The organism is Aquimarina sp. RZ0 (assembly GCF_008370685.1).
GTDB lineage: Bacteria > Bacteroidota > Bacteroidia > Flavobacteriales > Flavobacteriaceae > Aquimarina.
The window spans coordinates 1-24,863 of sequence record NZ_VTZU01000077.1 but is presented as its reverse complement, the minus strand read 5'-3'; the positions used below and the strand labels follow the sequence as shown (position 1 = coordinate 24,863).

Here is a 24,863-nt window from a genome sequence, read left to right as displayed (position 1 = left end):
TAATTAAAATCAGAACCCTTTTTTTATAAGACTAAAAAAGGGTTTTTTATTTTACTGCACGCTTACATTATAAATTATCCTCCATAGTTGAAATAGTAGGTGATTGAGCCTTTTTGCTCTGTTATTTCTGAAGCAGAAAATAAAGCATCACGAGCATAGTTTAATGCATTATCAAATAAACACTCATTTCTGGTGGAAGAATTTTTTTTATCAATCTTGGCATCTACAACATAGCCATTTTGATTTACCTCAATTTTTACAACGACCTTACCACTACCATTACAAGTGTAGATTGGATTAGGAAGCTGACCAACGACTGTTCTATCTTTGAGGGTGTAGCTTGATGAACTGTGTCTACTATTTGCTTCTTTGCTAACAGGTTTTTCTTCGTTCTTAGGATCTGGTAATTCTTCTTCTTCCTTGTTAATTTCTTCCTCAATGGGGGCTTCTCCTTCTGCTATCTCGTTAGGATCTGTGATTTCTTCTGATGCTTCTTCTGGTGCTTCAGTTAAAGATTTAATCCTTTGTTCAAAATCCTCAGAGTCTTCAAAATCTTCATTGTATGCATCGTGTGTCCTTTTAGAAGCTATAAGTTCCCGTTGTTCTTGCTCAATAATTTCCTCTTCGGGTTCTTCCATTTTTGCAAGAAGTTCTTCTGGGATTTCCATTAGAATCTCTGATTGCTCCTTTTTTCTATTGATCATATTAATATTATAGAGACTTAGTACAAAAATCCCCATCAACATAGATGTGATAATCAAGGCTTTATGTTTTTCTATAAATTCCATAGATCTCTATAACTCTTTTTATACTAGTATATTTTATATAGTTTCGATTTGTGTTTGCAACTGATTTTCGAATATTTCAGGACTCATAGCATCTGTCACAGAGAACACTCCTATTTTTGTTCTTCTTAAAGCGCTAAGGTGTCCCCCGCTATTGAGCGCCTTGCCAAAATCATGTGCTAACGATCTGATATAAGTTCCTTTGCCACAGACTACTCTAAAATCTATTTCAGGAAGTTCGATTCTTGTAATTTCGAATGCATCAATTTTTATTTTTCTCGCAGCAATCTCTACCTCTTCTCCTTTACGAGCATATTCATATAACCGTTTACCATCTTTTTTTAAAGCAGAAAAAACGGGTGGGTATTGTTCTATTTCTCCGGTGAATTGTAAAGTAGCTTCTTGTATCATTGTTTCTGAAATATGATCAATAGAGAATTCCTTATCAACCTCTGATTCCAGATCATAAGATGGTGTGGTTGCACCAAGTGTAATAGTTCCGGTATATTCTTTTATTTGTCCCTGAAATTCCTGAATTCGTTTGGTATACTTGCCGGTACAAATAATTAACAAGCCAGATGCCAGAGGATCTAATGTGCCTGCGTGTCCTACTTTTATTTTTTTAATGCCAAAATTTTTTCGAATAAGCCAACGTAGTTTGTTAACAACCTGGAAGGAAGTCCATTGTAATGGCTTATCGATCAAAAGAATTTGACCATTTTTATAATCTTGTTCGGTGAGCATTGGGGGTTATTTTGTAAAACTAAAGCCGATGGCTAAAAAACCAACAACAATACAATATAAGGCAAAATAAGATAATTTACTCTTTTTTACCAAGGAAATCATCCAGGTACAAGCAAAAAGACCAGAAAAAAATGCAGCAAGAAAACCGAGTAATAAAGGAATGCTACCGTCAGTATTGATATTTAGGTCTCCGCTAAGTATATCTTTTGCTATTTTACCAAATATCAAAGGAATAACCATCAGAAACGAAAATCGGGCAGCTTTTGTTTTGTCATTTCCTAATAAAACAGAGGTGGAGATCGTGGCGCCACTTCTCGAAATTCCAGGTAACATGGCTATCGCCTGAGCGATACCAATTACAAAGGCATTTGAGCTACTAACAGGTTTTGCCGTATCTTTTGCTTTGTCAGCAAGCCAAAGTAAAACCGCAGTGACGAGCAACATACATCCTACAAACATAATATTACCACCAAAAAGTTGTTCTAATTGTTCTTCAAAAAATAAGCCGACCAGTACTGCTGGTATCATGGATATGATAATTTTTAGAGAAAATAAGCTTTCTTCATTTTTTTTAAACTTTAGAAGCCCTTTTATAATCTCTAGAATATCTTTTCTGAACACCACTATAGTACTCAATGCAGTAGCAAAATGTAAGATAACCGTAAATAATAGAGATTCTTCAGGAACACTTTCATCTCCGAGAATAGCTTTTCCCAGTTCTAAATGTCCACTGGATGAAACCGGAAGAAATTCTGTTAATCCCTGTATAACACCTAGAATAATTGCATCAATAATTTCCATGAAGAATACTGTCTAATAATTTGATGCAAATATATAATTACCGTAAGACAAATTATTAAAATCCTATTTTTTCTTCTTATTGGGGTTTAATAAAATAGCATATACTTCAATACCAAAACCAATAAGAACAATAGTAGGTGCCAGTCTGATTCTTCTGAAATTGTAGATATCAGGATTGAATACGTTAGGATCATCGCTTCCTCCACCAGACATTAAGATAAACCCAAAGGCAATCACTGCAATACCAATTAGCATCATTTTATAATTCTTTTTTCCAAAAACAAAATCTGGCTTATATGGCATATTGTTATTAGATCGTTTGCTCATGAATATCGTTTTTTAGTTCATTAAAAATCACTTGGTCTTCAATCATTAATTTAGAAATATGACCCATAATTCCGTCACGCGTAAATATAGTCCATCTTTTGATAGGATACAATCTAACTTTTTTATTTAGTAACTCATTTCTTAATTGCTTTATAGAAAGCCCGTATTGTAATCCTCGATTGATATAATAGTAATGACTGTCATTTTTTAAAGATATAACAATATCAAAACCAGCACCTTCTTCTATTTTGGTGACAATCCCGGTAATTTCTATGACTTCATCAGGTTGCACATTGCGAATAGGTTTAAATGTCTGAATAGCAATCCACATAAAGATAATAAACAATACAGAAGATATGGAGAAAAATATTTTACCAGTTTTATTCATTCTAATTTTTTGTGATATTAATTAGAAGCTTTTTACTAAAAATAATTAATAAAATACCTATTAATATAAAAGGAATACTCAAAACTTGTCCCATGTTTAAAGTCATATGATCTTCAAAAGCCACTTGATTTTCTTTAAAAAATTCAATAATAAATCGAGCAGAAAACATAAGTAGTAAGAAAATCCCAAACAATACTCCATGAGCAGACGCTGCTATTTTTCTTTTATTGAGATACCATAGAATTGCAAATACAACTAAAAAAGAAAAAGCCTCATATAGTTGCGTAGGATGTCTTGGGATAAGATCATCTCTCATAAAAACTACTCCATAATTTGCTTGTGTTGGTTTGCCATAAATTTCTGAATTCATAAAATTACCAAAACGAATAAAAGCACATCCAATCGGGATTACAATGCTTACTTTATCCATAATCCATAGAAAAGGGGTGCGGGTTCTGGATGCAAATATCATAATAGAAATTAAAATACCAATCGCACCACCATGACTTGCCAGCCCTGTAAATCCTGTAAAGTGCCAATTGCCATTTACAATTTTAAAAGGAAGAAATATTTCTAAAGGATGCTGCGAAAAATAGGAAAAGTCATAAAATAAACAATGCCCTAATCGAGCACCTACAAAAGTTCCAATAAAAATATAAGTTGTCAATTCCTCAAGGTTTTGAGTAGGAATCTTTTCGGTAATATATAAACGTTTTAATGTCTGATACCCTATTAATAGTCCAGAAACGAAGAATAAACCATAATAGCGAATCGGAAAAACACCAAAGAGCTTTATGATTTCGGGATCAATATCCCAATGAATAGGTTCCATTTTTTTTAGATTTAGTAGTACAATTCATCTGTTCTCAAGTTAAGGAAGCGCTGTGTAGCAAAAAAAGTACTGATCCAGGTGATCAAAACACCAATACCAAAAACCCCTACAAACAAACCTATTAATAATATCTCATCGTTTAATAAGGCTAATTCAGGAAAAGCCTTATCCAGATAAAATAGTACTATACCAACGCCTATCAGTGCAACAATCGCCCCAATCATTCCCAGGCGAACACTTTTCCATACAAAAGGTTTGCGGATAAACTTTTTTGTAGCACCAACCATTTGCATTGTTTTAATAATAAATCGCTTAGAATAAACAGAGAGTCTTATTGAGCTATTAATGAGTAATACAGCAATAAATGTAAAAATAGCACTAATCAATAAAACCCAAAAACTTATTTTTTTGATATTATCATTTAATAATGATATCAAAGGCTTGTCATAGATTACTTCGTCTACAAAATCTTTTTTGGTTATTGCCGTGGTGATCTCATTAATCTTTACCTGATCCACAAAATCTGCCTTTAGAAAAACATCAATAGAATTCTGTAATGGATTATAACCCAAAAAATCCATAAAATTTTCGCCAATATCCTTGCTGTGAGCTTCTGCTGCTGCTTCCTTGGATATAAAAGTGGTCGATTTAGTGTATTCTGCCAGTGCCAGACTTTTCTCCATTTGCTTTATTTCTACCTTTTTTGCAGTATCTTTTAAGTATATGGTCAATGCTATCTTCTCCTTAAAGTGATCCGCAACCTTTTTAGTATTCAATACTAAAAGACCTAATAAGCCTAATAAAAAAAGTACCAGAGAAATACTAATAACTACAGAAAAATAAGAAGATATCAATCTGCGTTTCTGGTATTTTTCAAAAGAGGAGCCCATAGAAAATTGTTTTGTGAGTAAAAATAATAAAGAATAGTTAACTAATTTTGGTTTCTTAAAAAATAACGCAAACTTACGAACAATCTTATTTTTAATTAAATGATAATATGCATACGGTAATTATAGGAGCTGGTGGAGTTGGAGGGTATTTTGGAGGTAAAATTTCTAATTCAGGTCAGAAAGTAACATTTCTGGTACGAGGAAAACACCTTGAAGCTATTCGTACAAAAGGATTACAAGTACATAGTATCGATGGTGATTTTGTGACACATCCTTTTTTAACAACAGATACCATTACTGACGTAGACAAGGCAGATTTGATTTTGATATGTACCAAATCCTGGCAGGTAAAAGAAGCTACAGCACAGCTACAACCAATTCTGAAAGAAAATACCATAGTTATTCCGCTACAAAATGGAGCTGATAATGCAGAGAAGGTATTATCTGTTTTGGATAAAAACCATGTGGTAGGAGGGTTGTGCAAGATTTATAGTAAGATAGAAGCTCCAGGTGTTATTTCACATTTTGGACATACTCCAGAAATTATTTTTGGAGAATTGGACAAACATAAAACCGATCGTTTACTGCGCGTAAAGCAAATTTTTGATAAAGCAGGTTTTAGTAATAGGATCTCTGATGATATTCATGTAGATATCTGGAGTAAATTTATGTTTATAACTACTGTAAGTGGTTTAGGAGCGCTGACCAGAGCAACTATCGGAGAAATGTATGCAAGTATAGAGCTTCGGGCAATACTTAGAGCAACAGCAACCGAAATTTATGAGGTCGCTAGTGCCAAAGGGGTAGCAATGTCACCCACTAGTGTAGATGGTATTATGACATTTATCAGTAAACAACCTTTTGATGCCACAGCTTCTACCCAACGTGATATTATGGAAGGCAGGCCTTCAGAGTTAGATAATTTTAATGGTTTTATTGTAGAAGAAGGAAAGAAATTGGATATTCAAACACCTACAAATCTGTTTATCTATAGTTGTCTGCAACCGATGGAATCCAGGGCCAGATATAAGTCTTAGATGAGATTAATTGTTTAAAATGTATCAATACTATGTGCCTTACAAAGACAATTATTCAATACTGACCAATATTTTTAGGGAGGTTCAATTACTAATATCATTACTTTTTTTAGAATAAACACTAATATTTTTGGTATAAGGTATATTTTTGCACTCATTATTAAAGAGAGAGGTAATCTTGTCTTTGTATCCACATAAGATATACACTACGTGGAAACTCAGGATCATCTTATAATTAAAAACTTTTTTAAGTAAACGTAATGAGTTACGATTTTAATACAATTGAAGCCAAATGGCAAGCCTATTGGGCGGATAAAGGAACATTTAAAGCTGAAAATAACAGTGAGAAACCAAAATATTATGTATTGGACATGTTTCCTTATCCATCAGGAGCCGGACTCCATGTAGGGCACCCGTTAGGATATATTGCCAGTGATATTTATGCTAGATATAAACGTCATAAAGGATTCAATGTATTACATCCACAAGGATATGACTCTTTTGGTTTACCGGCTGAGCAGTATGCGATTCAAACCGGGCAACATCCGGCAATTACAACTAAAGAAAATATCGCTCGATATCGTGAGCAATTAGATAAAATTGGATTCTCCTTTGATTGGAGTCGAGAAGTAAAAACCAGTGACCCTAAATTTTATAAATGGACACAGTGGATCTTTATTGAGCTTTTTAATTCCTGGTATGATCAGGATACACATAAGGCGAGATCAATTAGTGAGTTGGAGGAGCTTTTTTCTCAAGAAGGAAATACAAAAGTAAATGCGGTTTGCGATGAAGATATAACAGAATTTACTGCAGCTGATTGGAGTGCTTTTTCAGTAAAGGAAAAACAAGCAGTATTATTAAAATATAGATTAACGTATTTAGCCGAAACCGAGGTGAACTGGTGTCCGCAGTTAGGAACGGTATTAGCAAATGACGAAATCGTAAATGGTGTTTCTGAGCGTGGAGGGTATCCTGTAATTCGCAAAAAAATGACCCAATGGAGTATGCGCATCTCTGCCTATGCACAGCGGTTATTAGATGGATTGCATACGATTGATTGGCCGCAACCACTAAAAGATTCCCAAACGAATTGGATTGGTCGTTCTGAAGGAGCAAGTGTAACTTTTAATGTAAAAGATCACGAAGCAGTTATCGATGTATTTACCACACGTCCGGATACTATTTTTGGAGTAAGTTTTATGACATTGGCGCCAGAGCATGAGCTAGTATCTAAAATTACGACTCCAGAACAAAAAGCTGAGGTAGATGCCTATGTAGAAGCTACGGCAAAACGTAGTGAACGTGATCGTATGGCAGATGTAAAAACCATTAGTGGTGTCTTTACAGGAGCTTATGCAGAACATCCATTTACAAAAGAGCCGGTTCCAATCTGGATTGGAGATTATGTCTTAGCAGGGTATGGCACTGGAGCTGTTATGGCGGTACCATGTGGAGATCAACGTGATTATGACTTTGCAAAACATTTTGGGATTGATATTCCTAATATTTTTGAAGGAGTAGATATCTCTGAAGAAGCGTTTGCAGATAAAGACAATACGATGATTGCCAATTCAGACTTTTTAAACGGTTTGAAATATAAAAAAGCAGTAAAAACTTCGATTTATGAGCTAGAAAAACTAGGGCAGGGAAAAGGAAAAATCAATTATAGATTGCGTGATGCAGTATTTAGTCGTCAGCGTTATTGGGGAGAGCCATTTCCAGTATATTATGTAGATGGAATGCCACAGATGATTGACTTAAAATATTTACCGATCCAATTACCCGAAGTAGAAAAATATTTACCGACCGAAACCGGTGAACCGCCATTAGGTCGTGCCGATATTTGGGCTTGGGACGCTACTAAAAATGAAGTCGTATCGAATGATTTGATAGATCATGCTACAGTGTTTCCTTTAGAATTAAATACCATGCCAGGTTGGGCAGGAAGTTCTTATTATTTTAATAGATATATGGATGCTGATAATGAAGAAGAGGTGTTCTCACAAGATGCGATTAAGTATTGGAAAGAGGTTGATTTATATATAGGAGGAAGTGAACATGCGACCGGCCACTTGTTATATGCACGTTTTTGGCAGAAGTTTTTATTTGATAGAGGTGTTGTGCCAGTTGATGAATTTGCAAAGAAGTTGATCAATCAGGGAATGATTTTAGGGACGAGTGCTATTGTTTACAGAATCAGTGGTTCAAATAAATATGTTTCCAAAGGTTTGAAAGATCAATATGATGTAGAAGAACTTCGTGTTGATGTGAATATGGTGAATGCCTCAGATGAGCTACTGCCAGAGGATTTGAAGAATTGGCAACCACAGTTTGAAGATGCAGAATTTGAACTTGAAAACGGAAAACTTATTGTTGGAAGAGAAGTAGAAAAAATGTCTAAACGTTGGTTTAATGTCGTAAATCCGGATGGTATTTGTGAACAGTATGGTGCAGATAGTTTACGTTTATATGAGATGTTCTTAGGGCCATTAGAACAAGCAAAACCTTGGAATACTGCTGGTATTACGGGGGTACATAATTTTCTTAAGAAATTATGGAAATTATACCATAATGGTGATGAATTTGGGGTTACTGATGCGGTGCCTATAAAAGAGAATTTAAAGACTTTGCATAAGACCATTAAAAAAGTAGAAGAAGATATAGAGAATTTTTCTTTTAATACATCCGTAAGTACTTTTATGATTGCTGTGAATGAATTAACGGCTCAGAAATGCAATGCAAAGGCTGTTTTGGAACCCTTATTGGTATTGATATCTCCATATGCTCCGCATATTGCCGAAGAGTTATGGTCAAAACTAGGACATCAGGAGTCTATTTCTACGGCATCATTTCCTGAGTTTGAGGAGAAATATTTGGTAGAAAGTACAAAGCAATACCCTATTTCTTTTAATGGTAAAACCCGTTTTACAATGGAGCTTCCGTTAGATTTAGGCAAAGAAGATATTGAGGCTGCTGTAATGGCTCACGAAAAAACACAACAACAATTGGCTGGGCGAACACCTAAAAAAGTAATTGTGGTTCCTGGTAAGATTATAAATATTGTGGGTTAATTAAAAAAAACAGATTTTTTTGTAACACAACAGAAGCTGTAAATAAAGAAGCATTTAATCAGATTTTTCATTTTTTCTTCCTTGCAATGATATAGTTATAATTAGCTGAGTAGATGTATTTTTTTTGTTGACAAAAAGTGTATTGAAATTAGACTGATATAATGTACTTCTGATAGACCATAATAGCTTTCTTAGGTTAGAAAAGTAACAAAATGCAGGTGAATTTTAATCACCTTTTAGGAAATAACAAAGTTAAGATAAGTTTAGTAAAACGCATATGATCGAATCTGTAGAAGTACTTGGATTATTGGCAGCTGTTTTAACAACAGCCTCCTTTTTGCCGCAGGTCTACAGGACTTGGAAAACAAAATCTGTAGAAAGCTTATCCCTGTCAATGTTGATTATTTTTGAAGCTGGCGTGTTATGTTGGTTGGTTTATGGTTTTTTGATTGATAGCTTACCGGTGATGTTAGCAAATTTTGTTACTGCTATTTCAGGTTTTTTGCTGCTGTATTTTAAATTTCGTTATAAAAGATGAGATAAATTGATTTTCTGATTGTTTTTTAACAACTTTCTATTTGTTTTAATAAATTACGGATAAAGTATTTTTTAAGTCTATTTTATTGTTTTATTTCAGAAAAACAGCTATTTTCGACCAAAAATTAAGAATATGATAATTGGTATTCCTAAGGAGATCAAGAATAACGAGAACAGAGTTGGTGTTACACCCGCAGGAACGATGGCACTGGTTAGCGATGGTCACACTGTTTTTATACAAAAGGATGCTGGTCTTCAGAGTGGTTTCAGCGATGAAGAATACATAAGTGCTGGAGCTAAGATATTACCTACGATAGAAGAAGTATATCAAACCGCAGCCATGATTATTAAGGTTAAAGAGCCTATAGAACCAGAGTATAAATTGATTAAAAAAGATCAATTGTTGTTCACTTATTTTCATTTTGCATCTAGTGAGCCATTGACAAAAGCAATGATAGAGAGTGGTTCTGTTTGCATTTCTTATGAAACGGTAGAAGATCCTGATCGCAGTTTACCATTACTTACTCCAATGAGTGAAGTCGCTGGGCGTATGTCAATCCAGCAAGGTGCTAAATATCTGGAGAAACCGTTAAAAGGGAGAGGTATTCTTTTGGGAGGTGTACCAGGAGTGGCGCCTGCAAAGGTATTAGTTCTAGGAGGCGGAGTTGTAGGAACGCAAGCTGCAAAAATGGCGGCTGGACTAGGGGCAGATGTGACTATCCTGGATATTAGTATGAAACGATTACGCTATCTGGATGATGTAATGCCAGCAAACGTAAATACAGAATTTTCTAATGAATATACAATTCGTAAACATATAAAAACATCAGATTTAATTATCGGAGGAGTGTTAATTCCTGGGGCTAAAGCTCCTAAGTTGATAACTCGCGATATGCTTAAAGATATGAGGGCAGGAACTGTTTTGGTTGATGTTGCCGTTGATCAAGGTGGCTGTTTTGAAACTACCAAACCAACTACTCATCAGGATCCGGTCTATGTTATAGACGATGTAGTACATTATTCTGTAGCAAATATGCCAGGTGCTGTGCCATATACGTCAACTTTAGCACTAACAAATGTTACTTTGTCATATGCATTGCAGTTGGCAAACAAAGGATGGAAAGCTGCTTGTGCTGCTAATCAACCACTCAAGAAAGGATTAAATATTATTCAAGGAGATGTCGTGTATCCTGCTATTTCAGAAGCATTTAACCTTCCTATGGAGGATGTAAATAATTATTTAAGTTAATTCGACTTATTGGCTAACTCAAGTTTATTTAACTGAAAACCTCGCTGTTATGGCGAGGTTTTTGCATTATTATTGTAAATTTATATAATAAAAGTTTACAATTATGATGGGATATTATGTTTTAGCGGGTATTATATTCTTGGTGAGTTCCTATGTTAGTAATAAGCTAAAGAGTAAGTTTAAAGAATATTCTAACATACGTCTGCAAAATGGAATGAGTGGTGCTGAGATAGCTACAAAAATGCTTAGAGATAATGGGATACAGGATGTAAAGGTAATCTCTACTCCAGGGATGCTTACAGATCACTATAATCCAAGAAATAAGACTGTTAATTTGAGTGAAGGAGTGTATAATCAGCGTAATGCTGCCGCTGCCGCTGTAGCAGCTCATGAATGCGGACATGCGATACAACATGCTAAAGCATACAGTTGGTTGACCTTACGATCAAAAATTGTTCCTGCTGTCGGGATTTCCAGTAAATTATCTAATATTGTGATTATGGTAGGTTTAGGTTTATCAGTTGCTGGTAGTGCATTTGGGAACATGGTTTTCTTAATAGGTATTCTATTATTTGCAGTTACAACCTTGTTTACCTTTATTACCTTGCCTGTGGAGTATGATGCCAGTAACAGAGCCTTAGCTTGGTTAGAAAATGCGAATATGGTAACAAGAGAAGAGTATGCCGGGGCAAAAGATGCATTAAAATGGGCAGCACGAACTTACCTGGTGGCAGCCTTAGGCTCATTAGCTACTTTGTTATATTTTGTCTCCATGTTTTTGGGGAGAAGAGATTAAAACCTGATTGAGATAATACGATTTGGTAAACCTCGCATGTCTTGGTGACTGTGAGGTTTTTTATATCTTGATCTGTCTATTAATCTGTTGATCCAGTGAGATAAAAGTCTCTGTTCTGGATACACCTTCAATCGCCTGGATTTCTTTGTTCAGTACATTCATTAAGTGTTCATTATCTCTACAAAGGATTTTGATAAAAATAGACCAGTTTCCTGTGGTGTAATGACACTCTATAACTTCGGGGATATCTTTTAATTGCTTTACAGCTTTAGGATTACTTACAGCTTTGTCTAAGTATACGCCTACAAATGCCATGGTTTTATATCCTAATACTTTTGGGTCAATTATAAACTTAGAACCGGCAATCAAACCAGAAGCTTCTAATTTGCGTAATCGTTGGTGAATAGCTGCGCCAGAGATCCCAACTTTCCGACCAATTTCTAAAATGGGTCTTCGGGCATCTTCCATGAGATTGCGAAGAATCTCCTTATCAATACCATCAATTTTTAAGTTATTGTTTTGAGTTTTCAAAATATAAAAAGTTTCAATTTAAAATCAAAAATAAAGGTAAAGATTTAAAATTGAAACTTTTTATACCTGTTATATTTTGAATTTACTCGATAATCGAAAATGTTCTTTTCAAGAAATGCCTGTAGGATTGCCCGAAATAGTTTACTATAAAAAAACAGCTGTTTGTATATCTGAAGAAGAAAATTTTGATGAGGCTACGGCTTCGGTTAGTTTTTTTTGATGATATATGGTTGAAAAAGAGTGTTTTATTGCATTAGATTTAAAAGAGTACTAGATGTTAATCATCCTTTTACACCATCAGGATTGTATCCTAAGTAGTCGCACTCTTTTTCTTTGAATATGATACCGTATTCTTCGAGTTCTTCAAGAATCGGTGTATAGACTTCTGGACGAATGGGTATTTGTACTCCTGGGGTGGTGATTTGTTTATTTAGTATGCGTAATGTAGCCATAGCAACAGGTAAACCCACTGTTCTGGCCATAGCAGTATATGTTTGATCTTTGCCAATACTAACCATCGTGGCGTCAATTTGTTTCCGCTCTCCATCAAGTTCATATCCAAATTTATGATACATAACAATCATATCTTTATCGCCTTTGTCTAATGTCCATTTGTCTAATAAAATTTTCTGAAGCATCTGAGCAGGTGTAGCATTTGGAATTCCTGTTTTTTTATCAGGATTAAAAATGTCAAGTTCTATAAGTTTATCCCAGATAATATCGTCCTGATCAATTTTCAGATAATGACGAAGTTTTAATTCTACAGAATCTGTAGGGGAATATGCTAGAAATGAGTTTGTGAAATCACGATAACTCATATTTTCAGAATTAGCCAGAATATAATCATCTGCGGTCATACCTAATTGAACAAAGATATTCCATGCTTTAGAAAATCCAACTCTACGGATAGTGCCTCTGTATAGAGTTAAAACATCGTCTAATCCATAAATACTTTGATATTTTAATGAATTCCTATTGGCATATGCTTCAAAACGATCATATCCATCAATTTCCAAAAATTCTGTTCGTCTAAATAATTTGTGATAAGGAATATATTTATAAGCTCCTTCTTGTAGAAATTCTGCAGCACTTCCCTGACCAGCAACAACTACATTTCTTGGATTCCAGGTGAATTTATAATTCCATAGATTGGTATCGCTTTCTGGAGAAACCAAGCCGCCTGTAAACGATTCAAATAATATGATTTTTCCTCCCTGATTACGAATTCTGTCGATGACTTGCATAGCACTCATATGGTCAATGCCTGGGTCTACTCCGATTTCATTCATAAAAACGAGTCCGCTTTCTTTTACTTTTGTGTTAAGTTCCTGCATTTCCTTGCTGATATAAGAAGCAGTAACCATAGATTTTTTATAGTACAGACAATCCTTTGCAACTTCTATATGGAATCTTGCCGGAAGCATAGAAACTACAATATCGGCATTACGGATTGCTTCTTTGCGAGTATCTACATCAAATACATCTAATTGCATTGCATGGGTATGGGGATGATCTTCTGTTAGTTTTTTTGCGTTTTCAATAGAAATGTCTCCAATAATAATGTGTAAATCTTCGGCGATTGACTTATCCTGGAAATATTTGATTAAAACAGCAGTGGATTTACCTGCACCAATGACCAGTATTTTTCGCATACCTAATATATTTTTTAATAACTTTGATACGAATGTAATAAATACCTTAAAAGTAACTTCTCATTTATAAGGTATTAATTATAAATTCTTAAAAAATGTGTCTACGAATATTGATTTGTGTAAAAACATGATCAATTATTGCTTAAAAAAGAATGAATAAAACAATTTTGATTACAGGAGCGGTTGCAGCATTATTAGCTGTCTTATTAGGGGCTTTTGGAGCGCACGGATTAGAGAAACTGGTAGATTCTGATAGTATAGATTCTTTTGTGACGGGTGTTCGATATCAGATGTATCACGCTATTGTTTGTTTGATACTAGGCACTATGACGATTTTATCTGAAACTTCTAAAAAACGGATTTTTTATTTCTTTTTGGGCGGGATGATTCTTTTTTCCGGATCTATTTATCTTTTGGTTATGGATGAAGTTTTGGGTGTCTCTCTGTCTGGTATCGGGTTTATAACACCTTTGGGAGGTTTGTTGTTGATTTTGGGATGGATTTTCTTTTTGATTGCACTGATCAAAACAAAATAATTTTCCACTTAATTCATCTAAGAAGACGATGTTTATTGGAAAGGAATGCAACTCAAGAGTTCTATATAGGTGTCAGTTCTATCTTTCCCTTTTACTTCAAAAATTGCTGTAAAATACTCATTTTCATGTAGATATTCTTTTTCGAATTTTTCTAGTGTATCCTCAGTTGTAAAATAATTAATACAGGCACTAATACCAATATCATGATTAGAGAATAACAAAAATTGTTTTGTTTTATTAGGACCTTTGATTTTGGATACGATCGCTAGTTCTTTGTTATATACACGATATGGAAATTTATAAATAGTATCTTTCATTCTAGGGTGATTACTAAAATACAATATGCTGTCTTTTAATGTGAAATAAGGATTTGCTTCATTAAAAAAACTGTTGAAGTAATTTTTGTTTTTAATAGGCCCTATATAGATCACATTGTTTTCTTTTATCTCCTCTATAGAGGTTTTAGAAGAAAATCGAATTCTAAATTCTTTATCATATCTGGAAAAAAAACGAGTAAGTTCTGAGGTTCCATTAACAGCCATTTGATTTACATAACTGTAAGGAGGAGGAAATAAAGAATCTTTTAATTTGGGATATTGTTCAAGGAACTGATAAAATTCTTTTAGATTATTAATTGCATAATCTCTTGTCCATCCTATATTTCCGGTAATGGTTTTTCCTATCATCCCAAAAGCGTCTCCGATGACCAAGTTTGTTTCTTTTTTACCAGATAAAAAAGGATTCCATAATGTAGGGGTAGATTTTGGCCATTTTAAAAGAAGAATAATTCCTGCTAAAAGTAAAATAATGGCGTAAGGAAGAATAGTCAATCCGTTTTTCTGATACTTTTTGGTAGGAGTTGTTTTATTTTTCACGAAGGATACTGCGTATTGCCCTTTTTCAATTTTTAATTGATAAAGATCTTCTTTGCCTTCTTCTTCGTAGTATATGTTTATTTTTTTTCTGAGGTTGTATACATTTACTCTCACTCTGGTTCCGGGTTCTTTAACTCCAAAAAACTCCAGGGCAATCACCATTTCTTTTAGCGCTACATTGGTAAGAGTTGCTTCTAATAGATATTGCAGCAAAGAAATACTTGTAGGCGCATTTAGAAACGATTTACTCTTACATATTTTATGAACGATAGTTTTTTTTTCTTCTGTAGAAAGCATATAAGTGTTTTGAGTTTTTATTTTAAATAACTGTAAACAAGTTTTTTAAAAGTTAAGTTAACGGTTATAGATACCGTTAAGTCAACGTTAAAGGTATTCATTTATCAATAAAAGAACGTACTTAGAGGGATTATAAATAGATATTTTTCTGTTGGGGAAATGTTTTAATATCTTTAAAAATGAAAACTTCTATAATTACAAGTTTACTGGTGTTTAGTTTGCTTTTTGCTAACTCGTGTACGGCTCCGGAAAAAAAGATAACGGAGGAAGAAGAAAAAAAAGAAGTTCCTTTAAAAAAAATGAGTGCTTCTTATAAACGATTTAGAGAAAGTAAACTTCGTTTTGAAAAGTATAACGAATTCAATACCGATTTTCAATTTAAAGAGATTGCAGGTATTGGGTATGAAGAAGGGGTAACAAGAAGAGACCCGTCGAGTGTGATTAAAGTTGGAGATCTTTATTATGTGTGGTATACAAAGCCACAAGCAAATACAGAATTGGTAGGCCCAAAAAAAGCAACAGATTCTACAAGAGCATTTCATTGGGATTTGTGTGATATATGGTATGCTACATCTACAGATGGTTATGATTGGAAAGAGCAGGGAATTGCTGTTTCGAGAGGTTCTAAAGGGAGTTACGATCACAGGAGTGTATATACCACAGATGTTTTGGTAGCAAATGGAAAATATTATCTGGCATATCAGGCAGCGGGTAGTTTGAAACAAGCGAGGTGGGCAGGAAGTTATTTTCATGCCGGAGATTTCAATAAAAATGTAATAGGTATGTCATGGGCAGATAGTCCTGATGGGCCGTGGCATCGTTTTGAAGAACCTGTCCTGAAAGTTGGCTCGGAGACATCCTGGGATGGAGAAGTAGTGCATGATCCTAGTTTTGTAGTGCGTGAGGGTAAATATTGGATGTATTATAAAAGTGCCGGACGCGTGCCTTGGAAACCAAATATTTCTGATGGAGATTTCACCAAAGAGTTTGCAGATATGCCTCATGCTGTGATAGGGGTAGCGGTATCAGAAAATCCGGAGGGTCCTTATATTAAGTCTGAATATAACCCTGTATTAATAGGAGGACATGAGTGTATAGTTTGGCCATATCGTAAAGGAGTGTGTGCCTTTTTAAGCGAAGGACCCGAAGGGAAAAGTATTCAATTTTCAGAAGACGGGATTAACTTTTATCCGGTTAAACATGGATTAAAAAAACCTGAAGCGGGCGGAGTGTTTCGCCCTGGTAATTTTGTAGATACGGATAGTTTACCAGGAAAAGGGATTACCTGGGGGTTAATGCATATACTGGGTAAATGGAATTATTTACGACGATTTGAGTGCAATTTGTCATTAGAAAAAGGAGATAGGATTAATGCCGAATATCAAAAAGTATTGAATTATAAAAACAGTAAAGGATATGAGTATGAAAAGTAATCGTACTAGTTTTTTTATAATTATCTAAATAAAAATTCATGAGGTGCAACTTCAGAAATGGCTATTATATCCATACATTCAAAATGATTTTTAAGCGTTATACCCAAAAAATACATATGTTCAAAAATATACCTCTTTTATTCGTATTTCTATGTGCGATTGCACAGGGTCAAATCTCATTTGTTAAAGAAAGGAATCATCTGCAGCTAACTGAATGGCAATTCAGAAAAGGAACTATTCATAATGCTTTTATAAAAGATTTTGATAGTGATTCCTGGGAAAAAGTTAAGGTGCCGCATACCTATTCTATGGATGCTATTAATGAAGTGGGGTATTATCGTGGTCAAGCCTGGTATCGTTCTCGCATTGATATTCCTGAATCAATGAAAGGCCAGCGCATTTTTATTCGTTTTGAAGCTGTAGGGCATGATACTAAAGTTTTTGTGAATGAAAAAGAAATAGGCACTCATATCGGTGGATATTCTGCCTTTTGTTATGAGATTACAGAGGCGGTAATTGCAGGAAAAGAGACTGTAATTGCAATAAATGTGACTAATGAACCTAATTTTAAACGTATTCCTGTAAATGATAAACTGTTTAATATGTATGGAGGAATCTACAGACCAGTTCAAATTTTTTCTACTCCAAAAGTGAATATCAATCCCGCATATTATGCTTCATCAGGTGTGTTTGTAGAACTCAAAGATAAAAATGAATCAAATGCCAGGATAGAAGTAAGAACTCACATTTCTTCTAAGAACATAGCTAATAAAGTTTCTAAAATAGAATACAATATTTTTAATCATGATAAAAAACTAATAACAACGGTAGCTAAAGATGTTTATTTGTCTACAAGGGACACCTTGATTACAGAATATATCGATATAGAGAATCCTGTATACTGGAACGGACGCAAAAATCCTTATTTATATACAGTTGAGATCGCTTTAATAAATGATGGAGAAAAAGATCAAATTCATCAGTCTTTTGGATTAAAAACATTTAAAATTGATCCTCAGAAAGGGGGGTATTTAAATGATAAACCATATCGCATGTATGGTGTGTGTATGCATCAGGAGTGGAAACAATACGGTCCTGCGTTAAAAGAAGAAAACCATGAAAAAGATATGGAAATGGTTCATGAAATTGGAGTTACTTCTTTGCGTTTGTCCCATTATCAGCATTCTGATATTACTTATCAGTTAGCAGATGAGAAAGGAATTTTGGTTTGGGCAGAGATTCCTTTTGTACACGATTATAGTGGTCGGGAAGGGGACAATGCGAAGCAACAACTTACTGAATTGATTTTACAAAATTATAATCACCCCAGTATCTATGTTTGGGGGCTTTGGAATGAAGTGAGGGCATATGAGAGTAGTGAGGAACCTTGTGTTTCACTCACGTATGAACTAAAAAAAATAGCTCATGATCTTGATACTTCCAGGTTAACAGCCTCTGCAAGTGATAGGGGAATGAAATCAAATATGGGAAATATCACTGATCTGCAAGCTTGGAATAAATATTATGGCTGGTATTATGGTGAGTATCATGATATGGCTATCTGGCTGGATGAATCACACAAAAAATACCCGGATATTGCTCTGGGAATTAGTGAATATGGTATCGGGGGTAATATTTTTCAACAAGATGTTGCTCAACTGGAAAAGCCTTCCGGAAACTATTTTCCTGAGCCGGAGCAAACCAAGTATCACGAAATTACATGGAAGATTATAAAAGACCGTCCTTTTGTTTGGAGTTCTTTTGTGTGGAATATGTTTGATTTTTCTGTTGGAGGTTGGAATCGTGGAGGTGTTCCTAATTTAAACCATAAAGGATTGGTTACTTATGATAGAGTTGTCAAAAAAGATGCATTCTATTTTTATAAAGCCAACTGGTCCAAAAACCCTGTGCTTTATATTGCAGAAAGGAGAAATAATATTCGGACTGATGGTAAAGATATCTCCGTAAAAATATATACGAATTTACCAGAAGTCACATTATTTGTGAATGAAAAGGAAATAGCTAAAGAAAAATTGGTTTCAGATAGTTGTATAGTAATTTTTAAAAATATAAAATTAATTAAAGGAGAAAATACTATAAGAATAACCAGTAATCATCAGAATAAAACATATGTCGATAAAGTTGTTTTAAAACATTAATACCATCTCTTAATAAGAAATGGTATTGTATATGATTTATAAAGATATCATACTGAACTTTTATCTAATACAAGCAATTTTAGAAATTCTAATCATACTTTGCCTGATTAAAAGTGTTTTTGTTAATGTAAAAGTAAATTTTATAACAAAAAGTAAAAAGTCAAGATATTGGTAACGAAAAACTATTTTTTATTAGCCTCTTTGATATATTTCTGCAATGCCATAGTCATTGACGGTGTTTCTGGAGTAGGAGCTTGTATATTGACGACAAGATCGTGTTCTTCTGCTGCTTTGATCGTAGAATTTCCAAAAACAGCAATACGAGTTTCGTTTTGTTTAAAGTCCGGGAAATTCTCAAATAGCGACTTTATCCCCGAAGGACTAAAAAACACTAAAATGTCATAAAAAACATCTCTTAGATTAGATAAATCACTTACGACAGTTTTGTAAAATATCGCTTGCTTCCAGTCAACTTTTAGTCCATCTAATGTTTCAGGAATCAAAGGTTTCAGTTGATCAGAAGAAGGTAATAAGAATTTTTCGTTTTTATATTTTTTAATCAAGGGTGTAAGTTCTTGAAATGTTCTTTTTCCAACATATATTTTCCTTTTTCTGTATACTACATATTTTTGTAAATAATATGCAACGGCTTCACTCTGACAAAAATATTTAAGTGTGTCAGGAACTTTAAAACGCATTTCTTCAGCAATTCTAAAAAAATGGTCTACAGAATTACGGCTGGTAAGTATAATAGCAGTATAAAGTGATAAATCTACTTTTTGCTGCCTTACCTCTTTTGCATCTACGCCCTCTACGTGAATAAATGGAATAAAATCAATTTTAACCTTTTCCTTTTCTTCAAGTTCAAAATAAGGTGAATTTTCTACTTTAGGCTCTGGCTGTGAGACCAAAATCGTTTTCACTTTCATATATAGTATTTTTTGTAAACGTCCTGTTGGTTATATAATCAACTTGTACAGTATAAAATAGGGTGCGATTTCAAGAGCGCAAAGATACAAAATAAAATAAAACAAGTTGTTTAAAATGATGTTTTCGTTTTTCTTATAAATGGAAAAAAGAATTATTAGGTTCAGGATCAGTAATAAAACCAGCGTAAAGATTAGTACATTCATTGATGGTTTTATAGTATAAACAAATAATAAATTAAGCGGTAATAAAGTTACTCCTAAAAAATTGCGATACGATATTTTGTAGAATAAATATTCTTCAATCAAACTTTCTATTGAAAAAATAGTAGCAATAATTTTTTCGATAAGCATCTTACATATTAAAACAAGTAGATAAAGTGTAGTAATCTTAAAAAAAAGGATCATATCGTTATTCCTTGATCCGAGGATATCAATACAGACATAAATAAATAAGGATGCCGATAGTATCTGGACTGCTATCAAAATTCCATTAAAAAGTGTGGATAGTTTACTTCCTTTTGGAGTCAGAACTATGTATTTATTAGTGTTAAAGAGCAATACAAAATCAGAAAATCTTACCGTATCAATTGTTTTGGCGATTGCTAGTAGTAAGCAGCAAATTAAAATCACGATAGTGATCCAGTTAGTTGCGGTTATTTCTCGTGTTATAATCTCCATAGGTATGAATGGGATAAAATTAAGATCTTTATTCGGTATAATAAAATAAAGCCAGCAAAAACAGAATGTCACAGCAGTTTAAATAAATAGTTATATAGGGTGTTAGATCAGAAATTTTAGTAAAATAAGGATAAAATTATAAAATCTATTATTTCTGATTAGGTGTTGTAGAAAATATAAGTATAAAAAACAGAAAAAAATCTAGTGATTAATTAGTTATATTTGCCTGAAAATAACCAAAAAATGGTAGACTCAGTAGTTGTTATTCCTACCTATAACGAGATAGAAAATGTGGAGCGTGTTATTAAGAATGTGCTCTCGCTACAGCGTGATTTTCATATTCTTATAGTTGATGATAATTCACCTGATGGAACGGCGCTAAAAGTTAAGGAATTACAATTAGAATATCCAAAGCGTCTCTTTTTAATAGAAAGAGAAGGCAAATTAGGTTTAGGAACAGCATATATTTGTGGTTTTAAATGGGCATTAGATAGGTCTTATGAATTTATTTTTGAGATGGATGCCGATTTCTCACATAACCCAAATGACCTTATACGTTTGTACAATGCTTGTGTAAAGGGAACATCTCAAGTTGCTGTAGGGTCAAGATATATTACAGGAGTAAATGTGGTAAACTGGCCCATGAGCAGAGTTTTATTATCCTGGGGAGCTTCCAGATATGTTAGATTTATTACAGGAATGGATATACAGGATACTACTGCGGGTTTTGTATGCTATAAGAGAGTAGTGTTAGAGGAAATAAACCTGGATAAAATTAAGTTTGTAGGCTATGCTTTCCAGATAGAGATGAAATTTAAAGCATATCTGCTAAAATTTAAAATAAAAGAAGTCCCTGTAATATTTACAGATAGAACCAGAGGAACCTCCAAAATGAGTAAGGGAATAATATCCGAAGCTGTTTTTGGAGTATTAAAAATGAAGTTTAATAGTTTATTTAAACGATACGAAATATGATCATGAATAGTGTATTGATTAAGAATGCGAATATTGTTAATGAAGGAGAGATCTTTAATGGGGATGTATACATAGAAAATGGTTATTTTAAAGAGATAGCACCACAGATTAGTGCCAAATCCCCGGATGTTCATGTTTTTGATGCTGAAGGGAAACATCTTTTACCTGGTGTTATTGATGATCAGGTGCATTTTAGAGAACCAGGACTTACGCATAAAGCTACTATTGAAACAGAATCCAGAGCTGCTATTGCCGGGGGAATTACTTCTTTTATAGAAATGCCCAATACAAATCCACAAACTACGACAGTAGAAAAATTAGAAGAAAAATTTGAGATTGCGGCAAAGAGTAGTTATGCTAACTATTCTTTTATGTTTGGTGGTACTAATGATAATCTTGAGGAAATATTAAAAGTAGATCCTAAAAAAGTAGCAGCGCTAAAATTGTTTTTAGGTTCTTCTACTGGGAATATGCTTGTAGATGATCCAGAGGTACTGGAGAAAATTTTTTCTTCAACAGATTTACTTATTGCTGTGCATTGCGAAGACGAAGAAACCATACGAAATAACACGGCAAAGTATGTAGAAAAATATGGGGATGATATCCCTTTGGATTTTCATCCGATTATCAGAAGTGAAGAGGCTTGTTATTTATCTTCTTCAAAAGCTGTAGAATTAGCAAAAAAGACAGGTGCGCGATTGCATGTATTTCATCTTTCTACAGCAAAAGAATTAAAGCTATTTACAAATAAAATTCCATTAAAAGATAAAAAAATAACAGCAGAAGTATGTATACATCATCTTTGGTTTTCGGATCAGGATTATAAAGAAAAAGGAACATTGATAAAATGGAATCCAGCGGTTAAAACAGCAAAAGATCGAGATGCACTTTTTAAAGCACTTCTCGAGGATAAGCTAGATGTCATTGCAACGGATCATGCACCACATACCAGAGAAGAAAAGAACAATGTATATACCAAGGCTCCGTCTGGAGGACCATTGGTGCAGCACGCATTACCAGCGATGTTAGAATTTTATCATAGAGACAAGATTTCTTTAGAAAAGATAGTAGAAAAAATGTGTCATAATCCTGCGATTTTATTTCAGGTAGAAAAAAGAGGTTTTATTAAAGAGGGATATTGCGCTGATGCAGTTTTAGTAGATCTGAATGCTCCCTGGTCTGTGAATACGGATAATATAGCTTATAAGTGTGGCTGGTCTCCTTTTGAGGGAACTACTTTTAAGTCAAGGATTACTCATACTTTTGTAAACGGGAGTTTGGTTTATAAGAATTTCAAATTCTATGATGTTAAGAATGCACAACGATTAACTTTTGACAGATGATAAAAAAAATAATCATGAGTAGTGTCTTGACACTTATTGTCTATGCTTGCCAAAGTCTGGATAAACCTCCTAAACCTTCACATTTGATAGAAGAAGATAGAATGGTAGACATTCTCACTGATATTGCTTTTGTAAAAGCAGCAAAGGGATCGTATAAAAAAGTGTTTGATTTAGAAAACATTAATCCCGAAAACTATATTTTAGAAAAACATGGGATTGATAGCATCATTTTTTATGAAAATAATATTTGGTATACCAATCAAATAGAAGAATACAAAAAGATCTTTACAAAGGTTAAAAACAACCTTGATCACTCTAAGAAAAAGTTTGAAAAACTTAATAAAGAAGCAGATTCTATCAGGAAAGTGAAGGATTCCATAAAAGCAGCAGAAAAAGGCGAAAAGATAAAGATGAATAGTAGGTTTTCGGATGAGCTATTAGATCAGGAAGAAGAAGAGTTTATCTCCACAAAAATAGATAAAATAAAAAAGAAGAAAGGCGGGCTTAAGCCTCCTTCTTCAAAAAGGAAACAGTTTCCTTAATAGCTGTTTGGATAGGTGTAAAACTATAGGTGAGTTCTTTTTTTATTTTTTCATTCTTATAAAGAGTATTAGAAAAGGCACTTTTAATAGAAGATTTAAATAGATTTCTCTTGGTTCTAAATATGGTGCGATTTAAAAGTTGTATGTAATAAGCGATTTTCATTAAAAGAGGGGAGATTTTCTTTTTGGGTTCAGGTTTGTTTAATGCTTTGGCTATCATGGTAAAGACACTTTTGAAAGTAAGGTTTTCTCCTACCAAAATATAGCGTTCTTTGGTGATGCTCATATTCATAAGAATATACATAATTTTTACTACGTCCTGTACCGATACATATCCGGTAGTTCCGGTTGTATAATAATTCATTCCTTTATTTATTTTCTTAAATAAATAACCACTTCCCGAATCAAAAAACCCTGGGCCTATTATAATACCAGGGTTTACAATAACGGCATCAAGCCCTTCTTGTGTGCCTCTCCATACTTCCATTTCTGCACCATATTTAGTAATGGCATATACAGAATTAGAACTTTCCGGATTCCATTCTGCAGTTTCATCGATTGGTGTGGAGGATGGATTTTCACTTAAAGTAGCAATTGAGCTAACATAACATAGTTTTTTTATATTGTGTATGAGGCATAAATTTACAATGTTGGCAGTTCCTTCGATATTTATTTTACGCAGTTTTCTGTAGTGCGCAGGATTAAATGATATCATCGCGGCACAATGATATACCTGATAGATATCCTTAAGGGCAGTAGTAAGTGAAGGGATGTTGTTAAGATCACCTTGTATCCATTCAATAGTGTTAAAAGCAGCTTGATCTTCTGGACGACAGCAGGCTAAATACACCTTTTTGAAGGCTTCTTTTTTAGCTTCAGTCCTATATAAAGCACGTATTTGATGCTTTTTCTGTATGAGTTTGATCAATAAATGTGTGCCTACTAAACCTGTGGCTCCAGTCACTAATATCATAGTTACTATTCTTGTATACTTAATGTAAACGTTTCAAAGATATACTATTTACAGTAACCAATAAAATATGATGGATATTGCAACAGGGCAAACTCATACTTTTCGAGTTGATTTTTGGGGTGTTTTTTTGTATTAAAAGACTTGATTTTAAGTTGGTTAATAGTGGTTTTTTAGATTAAAAGTGACTATATTGTATTGATAATCAATATAATATATATTTTGAAAAACACAAATTCACTACAGTCAATTTTTAGTCAAATGGAAGATCCTAGAAGCCATATAAACCAACTTCACAATTTTATTGACTCCTTCTTATCGGAATAATTTCAGTAATTTGTGGAGCAGAAACCTGTAAACAAATGGTAGGGTTTGCTAGGTCAAAAGAAGCATTTCTTAAAACATTTCTCGAATTACCCAACGCAATACCTTCAGAAGACACTATAAACAGATTGTTTTCGGCAATCGATAGCCTGGAATTTG

General features: G+C 33.8%; 25 protein-coding genes. 12 read left to right on the top strand and 13 right to left on the bottom strand.

Going from position 1 to position 24,863, the window contains the following annotated elements; genetic code table 11:
• Positions 1 to 74: 74 nt before the first annotated feature.
• The 7 genes from F0000_RS22220 to F0000_RS22190 form a co-directional block, all read right to left on the bottom strand.
• On the bottom strand, positions 75 to 788 hold the full coding sequence (locus tag F0000_RS22220; RefSeq protein ID WP_149626920.1) for a hypothetical protein: 714 nt from the start codon (positions 786 to 788) through the stop codon (positions 75 to 77).
• Between the two features lie 33 nt (positions 789 to 821).
• Positions 822 to 1,529, bottom strand: a complete 708-nt coding sequence (truB, locus tag F0000_RS22215; RefSeq protein WP_149626919.1) for a tRNA pseudouridine(55) synthase TruB — start codon at positions 1,527 to 1,529, stop codon at positions 822 to 824.
• A 6-nt stretch (positions 1,530 to 1,535) separates the two neighbouring features.
• Positions 1,536 to 2,330, bottom strand: a complete 795-nt coding sequence (locus F0000_RS22210; RefSeq protein ID WP_149626918.1) for an undecaprenyl-diphosphate phosphatase — start codon at positions 2,328 to 2,330, stop codon at positions 1,536 to 1,538.
• A gap of 63 nt (positions 2,331 to 2,393) precedes the next feature.
• Positions 2,394 to 2,657, bottom strand: a complete 264-nt coding sequence (locus F0000_RS22205) for a DUF3098 domain-containing protein (RefSeq protein WP_149626917.1) — start codon at positions 2,655 to 2,657, stop codon at positions 2,394 to 2,396.
• Positions 2,641 to 3,045, bottom strand: a complete 405-nt coding sequence (locus F0000_RS22200; protein ID WP_149626916.1) for a hypothetical protein — start codon at positions 3,043 to 3,045, stop codon at positions 2,641 to 2,643. Before F0000_RS22200 ends, F0000_RS22205 begins: the two co-directional genes overlap by 17 nt.
• A gap of 1 nt (position 3,046) precedes the next feature.
• On the bottom strand, positions 3,047 to 3,877 hold the full coding sequence (gene lgt / locus F0000_RS22195) for a prolipoprotein diacylglyceryl transferase (protein ID WP_149626915.1): 831 nt from the start codon (positions 3,875 to 3,877) through the stop codon (positions 3,047 to 3,049).
• A gap of 11 nt (positions 3,878 to 3,888) precedes the next feature.
• Positions 3,889 to 4,767, bottom strand: a complete 879-nt coding sequence (locus F0000_RS22190; RefSeq protein ID WP_149626914.1) for an ABC transporter permease — start codon at positions 4,765 to 4,767, stop codon at positions 3,889 to 3,891.
• Positions 4,768 to 4,874: 107 nt separating this feature from the next.
• Between F0000_RS22190 and F0000_RS22185 the strand changes: the two genes are divergently transcribed.
• From F0000_RS22185 to F0000_RS22165, 5 genes are all read left to right on the top strand, one after another.
• On the top strand, positions 4,875 to 5,804 hold the full coding sequence (locus tag F0000_RS22185) for a ketopantoate reductase family protein (protein WP_149626913.1): 930 nt from the start codon (positions 4,875 to 4,877) through the stop codon (positions 5,802 to 5,804).
• A gap of 260 nt (positions 5,805 to 6,064) precedes the next feature.
• The gene (gene leuS, locus F0000_RS22180; RefSeq protein ID WP_149626912.1) at positions 6,065 to 8,878 is read left to right on the top strand and encodes a leucine--tRNA ligase; all 2,814 of its coding nucleotides are present in this window, start codon (positions 6,065 to 6,067) and stop codon (positions 8,876 to 8,878) included.
• Positions 8,879 to 9,155: 277 nt separating this feature from the next.
• Positions 9,156 to 9,416: a SemiSWEET family sugar transporter gene (locus tag F0000_RS22175; RefSeq protein ID WP_149626911.1), complete on the top strand. Its 261-nt coding sequence runs from the start codon at positions 9,156 to 9,158 to the stop codon at positions 9,414 to 9,416.
• 132 nt (positions 9,417 to 9,548) lie between these two features.
• Positions 9,549 to 10,664: an alanine dehydrogenase gene (gene ald / locus F0000_RS22170; RefSeq protein WP_149626910.1), complete on the top strand. Its 1,116-nt coding sequence runs from the start codon at positions 9,549 to 9,551 to the stop codon at positions 10,662 to 10,664.
• Between the two features lie 103 nt (positions 10,665 to 10,767).
• Positions 10,768 to 11,460: a zinc metallopeptidase gene (locus F0000_RS22165; protein ID WP_149626909.1), complete on the top strand. Its 693-nt coding sequence runs from the start codon at positions 10,768 to 10,770 to the stop codon at positions 11,458 to 11,460.
• 60 nt (positions 11,461 to 11,520) lie between these two features.
• Here F0000_RS22165 and F0000_RS22160 read toward each other — a convergent pair whose 3' ends face one another.
• On the bottom strand, positions 11,521 to 11,991 hold the full coding sequence (locus tag F0000_RS22160) for an Lrp/AsnC ligand binding domain-containing protein (RefSeq protein ID WP_149626908.1): 471 nt from the start codon (positions 11,989 to 11,991) through the stop codon (positions 11,521 to 11,523).
• A gap of 281 nt (positions 11,992 to 12,272) precedes the next feature.
• Entirely contained in the window at positions 12,273 to 13,643 is a 1,371-nt protein-coding gene (locus F0000_RS22155; protein WP_149626907.1) for a saccharopine dehydrogenase family protein, read from the bottom strand.
• Between the two features lie 152 nt (positions 13,644 to 13,795).
• Between F0000_RS22155 and F0000_RS22150 the strand changes: the two genes are divergently transcribed.
• Positions 13,796 to 14,179, top strand: a complete 384-nt coding sequence (locus F0000_RS22150; protein WP_149626906.1) for a DUF423 domain-containing protein — start codon at positions 13,796 to 13,798, stop codon at positions 14,177 to 14,179.
• A gap of 32 nt (positions 14,180 to 14,211) precedes the next feature.
• On the opposite strand, the gene F0000_RS22145 is transcribed toward F0000_RS22150, so the two are convergent.
• Complete coding sequence (locus tag F0000_RS22145; protein ID WP_149626905.1) at positions 14,212 to 15,351, bottom strand: helix-turn-helix domain-containing protein; 1,140 nt, start codon at positions 15,349 to 15,351, stop codon at positions 14,212 to 14,214.
• A 179-nt stretch (positions 15,352 to 15,530) separates the two neighbouring features.
• Between F0000_RS22145 and F0000_RS22140 the strand changes: the two genes are divergently transcribed.
• Positions 15,531 to 16,784 (top strand): glycosyl hydrolase, encoded by a 1,254-nt coding sequence (locus F0000_RS22140; protein WP_149626904.1) that lies wholly within the window; start codon positions 15,531 to 15,533, stop codon positions 16,782 to 16,784.
• 116 nt (positions 16,785 to 16,900) lie between these two features.
• The gene (locus F0000_RS22135) at positions 16,901 to 18,943 is read left to right on the top strand and encodes a sugar-binding domain-containing protein (protein ID WP_188112224.1); all 2,043 of its coding nucleotides are present in this window, start codon (positions 16,901 to 16,903) and stop codon (positions 18,941 to 18,943) included.
• 182 nt (positions 18,944 to 19,125) lie between these two features.
• Here F0000_RS22135 and F0000_RS22130 read toward each other — a convergent pair whose 3' ends face one another.
• Positions 19,126 to 19,872: a uroporphyrinogen-III synthase gene (locus F0000_RS22130; RefSeq protein ID WP_149626902.1), complete on the bottom strand. Its 747-nt coding sequence runs from the start codon at positions 19,870 to 19,872 to the stop codon at positions 19,126 to 19,128.
• Positions 19,873 to 19,902: 30 nt separating this feature from the next.
• Positions 19,903 to 20,550 (bottom strand): DUF4271 domain-containing protein, encoded by a 648-nt coding sequence (locus tag F0000_RS28675; protein WP_149626901.1) that lies wholly within the window; start codon positions 20,548 to 20,550, stop codon positions 19,903 to 19,905.
• Positions 20,551 to 20,793: 243 nt separating this feature from the next.
• Between F0000_RS28675 and F0000_RS22120 the strand changes: the two genes are divergently transcribed.
• Genes F0000_RS22120 through F0000_RS22110 form a run of 3 tightly spaced genes read left to right on the top strand, consistent with a single transcriptional unit; the run spans position 20,794 to position 23,410 of the window.
• Positions 20,794 to 21,525, top strand: a complete 732-nt coding sequence (locus F0000_RS22120) for a polyprenol monophosphomannose synthase (RefSeq protein ID WP_149626900.1) — start codon at positions 20,794 to 20,796, stop codon at positions 21,523 to 21,525.
• Between the two features lie 2 nt (positions 21,526 to 21,527).
• On the top strand, positions 21,528 to 22,868 hold the full coding sequence (locus tag F0000_RS22115) for a dihydroorotase (protein ID WP_149626927.1): 1,341 nt from the start codon (positions 21,528 to 21,530) through the stop codon (positions 22,866 to 22,868).
• On the top strand, positions 22,865 to 23,410 hold the full coding sequence (locus tag F0000_RS22110; RefSeq protein WP_149626899.1) for a DUF4296 domain-containing protein: 546 nt from the start codon (positions 22,865 to 22,867) through the stop codon (positions 23,408 to 23,410). Before F0000_RS22115 ends, F0000_RS22110 begins: the two co-directional genes overlap by 4 nt.
• Here the strand turns inward: F0000_RS22110 and F0000_RS22105 are convergent.
• Complete coding sequence (locus tag F0000_RS22105) at positions 23,373 to 24,383, bottom strand: NAD-dependent epimerase/dehydratase family protein (RefSeq protein ID WP_149626898.1); 1,011 nt, start codon at positions 24,381 to 24,383, stop codon at positions 23,373 to 23,375. The two genes, F0000_RS22110 and F0000_RS22105, sit on opposite strands and share 38 nt — an antisense overlap.
• Positions 24,384 to 24,742: 359 nt before the next feature.
• On the opposite strand from F0000_RS22105, the gene F0000_RS28670 reads away from it, so the two are divergent.
• Positions 24,743 to 24,863, top strand: a 121-nt coding sequence (locus F0000_RS28670; RefSeq protein WP_368668136.1) for a transposase family protein, incomplete at its 3' end; no start/stop codon positions are given.

Bases quoted from the DNA above. Each gene is read 5' to 3' on its own strand.
- F0000_RS22220 (WP_149626920.1), bottom strand. From the start codon at position 788: ATGGAATTTATAGAAAAACATAAAGCCTTGATTATCACATCTATGTTG.
- truB (WP_149626919.1), bottom strand. From the start codon at position 1,529: ATGCTCACCGAACAAGATTATAAAAATGGTCAAATTCTTTTGATCGAT.
- F0000_RS22210 (WP_149626918.1), bottom strand. From the start codon at position 2,330: ATGGAAATTATTGATGCAATTATTCTAGGTGTTATACAGGGATTAACA.
- F0000_RS22205 (WP_149626917.1), bottom strand. From the start codon at position 2,657: ATGAGCAAACGATCTAATAACAATATGCCATATAAGCCAGATTTTGTT.
- F0000_RS22200 (WP_149626916.1), bottom strand. From the start codon at position 3,045: ATGAATAAAACTGGTAAAATATTTTTCTCCATATCTTCTGTATTGTTT.
- lgt (WP_149626915.1), bottom strand. From the start codon at position 3,877: ATGGAACCTATTCATTGGGATATTGATCCCGAAATCATAAAGCTCTTT.
- F0000_RS22190 (WP_149626914.1), bottom strand. From the start codon at position 4,767: ATGGGCTCCTCTTTTGAAAAATACCAGAAACGCAGATTGATATCTTCT.
- F0000_RS22185 (WP_149626913.1), top strand. From the start codon at position 4,875: ATGCATACGGTAATTATAGGAGCTGGTGGAGTTGGAGGGTATTTTGGA.
- leuS (WP_149626912.1), top strand. From the start codon at position 6,065: ATGAGTTACGATTTTAATACAATTGAAGCCAAATGGCAAGCCTATTGG.
- F0000_RS22175 (WP_149626911.1), top strand. From the start codon at position 9,156: ATGATCGAATCTGTAGAAGTACTTGGATTATTGGCAGCTGTTTTAACA.
- ald (WP_149626910.1), top strand. From the start codon at position 9,549: ATGATAATTGGTATTCCTAAGGAGATCAAGAATAACGAGAACAGAGTT.
- F0000_RS22165 (WP_149626909.1), top strand. From the start codon at position 10,768: ATGATGGGATATTATGTTTTAGCGGGTATTATATTCTTGGTGAGTTCC.
- F0000_RS22155 (WP_149626907.1), bottom strand. From the start codon at position 13,643: ATGCGAAAAATACTGGTCATTGGTGCAGGTAAATCCACTGCTGTTTTA.
- F0000_RS22150 (WP_149626906.1), top strand. From the start codon at position 13,796: ATGAATAAAACAATTTTGATTACAGGAGCGGTTGCAGCATTATTAGCT.
- F0000_RS22145 (WP_149626905.1), bottom strand. From the start codon at position 15,351: ATGCTTTCTACAGAAGAAAAAAAAACTATCGTTCATAAAATATGTAAG.
- F0000_RS22140 (WP_149626904.1), top strand. From the start codon at position 15,531: ATGAAAACTTCTATAATTACAAGTTTACTGGTGTTTAGTTTGCTTTTT.
- F0000_RS22135 (WP_188112224.1), top strand. From the start codon at position 16,901: ATGTTCAAAAATATACCTCTTTTATTCGTATTTCTATGTGCGATTGCA.
- F0000_RS22130 (WP_149626902.1), bottom strand. From the start codon at position 19,872: ATGAAAGTGAAAACGATTTTGGTCTCACAGCCAGAGCCTAAAGTAGAA.
- F0000_RS28675 (WP_149626901.1), bottom strand. From the start codon at position 20,550: ATGGAGATTATAACACGAGAAATAACCGCAACTAACTGGATCACTATC.
- F0000_RS22120 (WP_149626900.1), top strand. From the start codon at position 20,794: ATGGTAGACTCAGTAGTTGTTATTCCTACCTATAACGAGATAGAAAAT.
- F0000_RS22115 (WP_149626927.1), top strand. From the start codon at position 21,528: ATGAATAGTGTATTGATTAAGAATGCGAATATTGTTAATGAAGGAGAG.
- F0000_RS22110 (WP_149626899.1), top strand. From the start codon at position 22,865: ATGATAAAAAAAATAATCATGAGTAGTGTCTTGACACTTATTGTCTAT.
- F0000_RS22105 (WP_149626898.1), bottom strand. From the start codon at position 24,383: ATGATATTAGTGACTGGAGCCACAGGTTTAGTAGGCACACATTTATTG.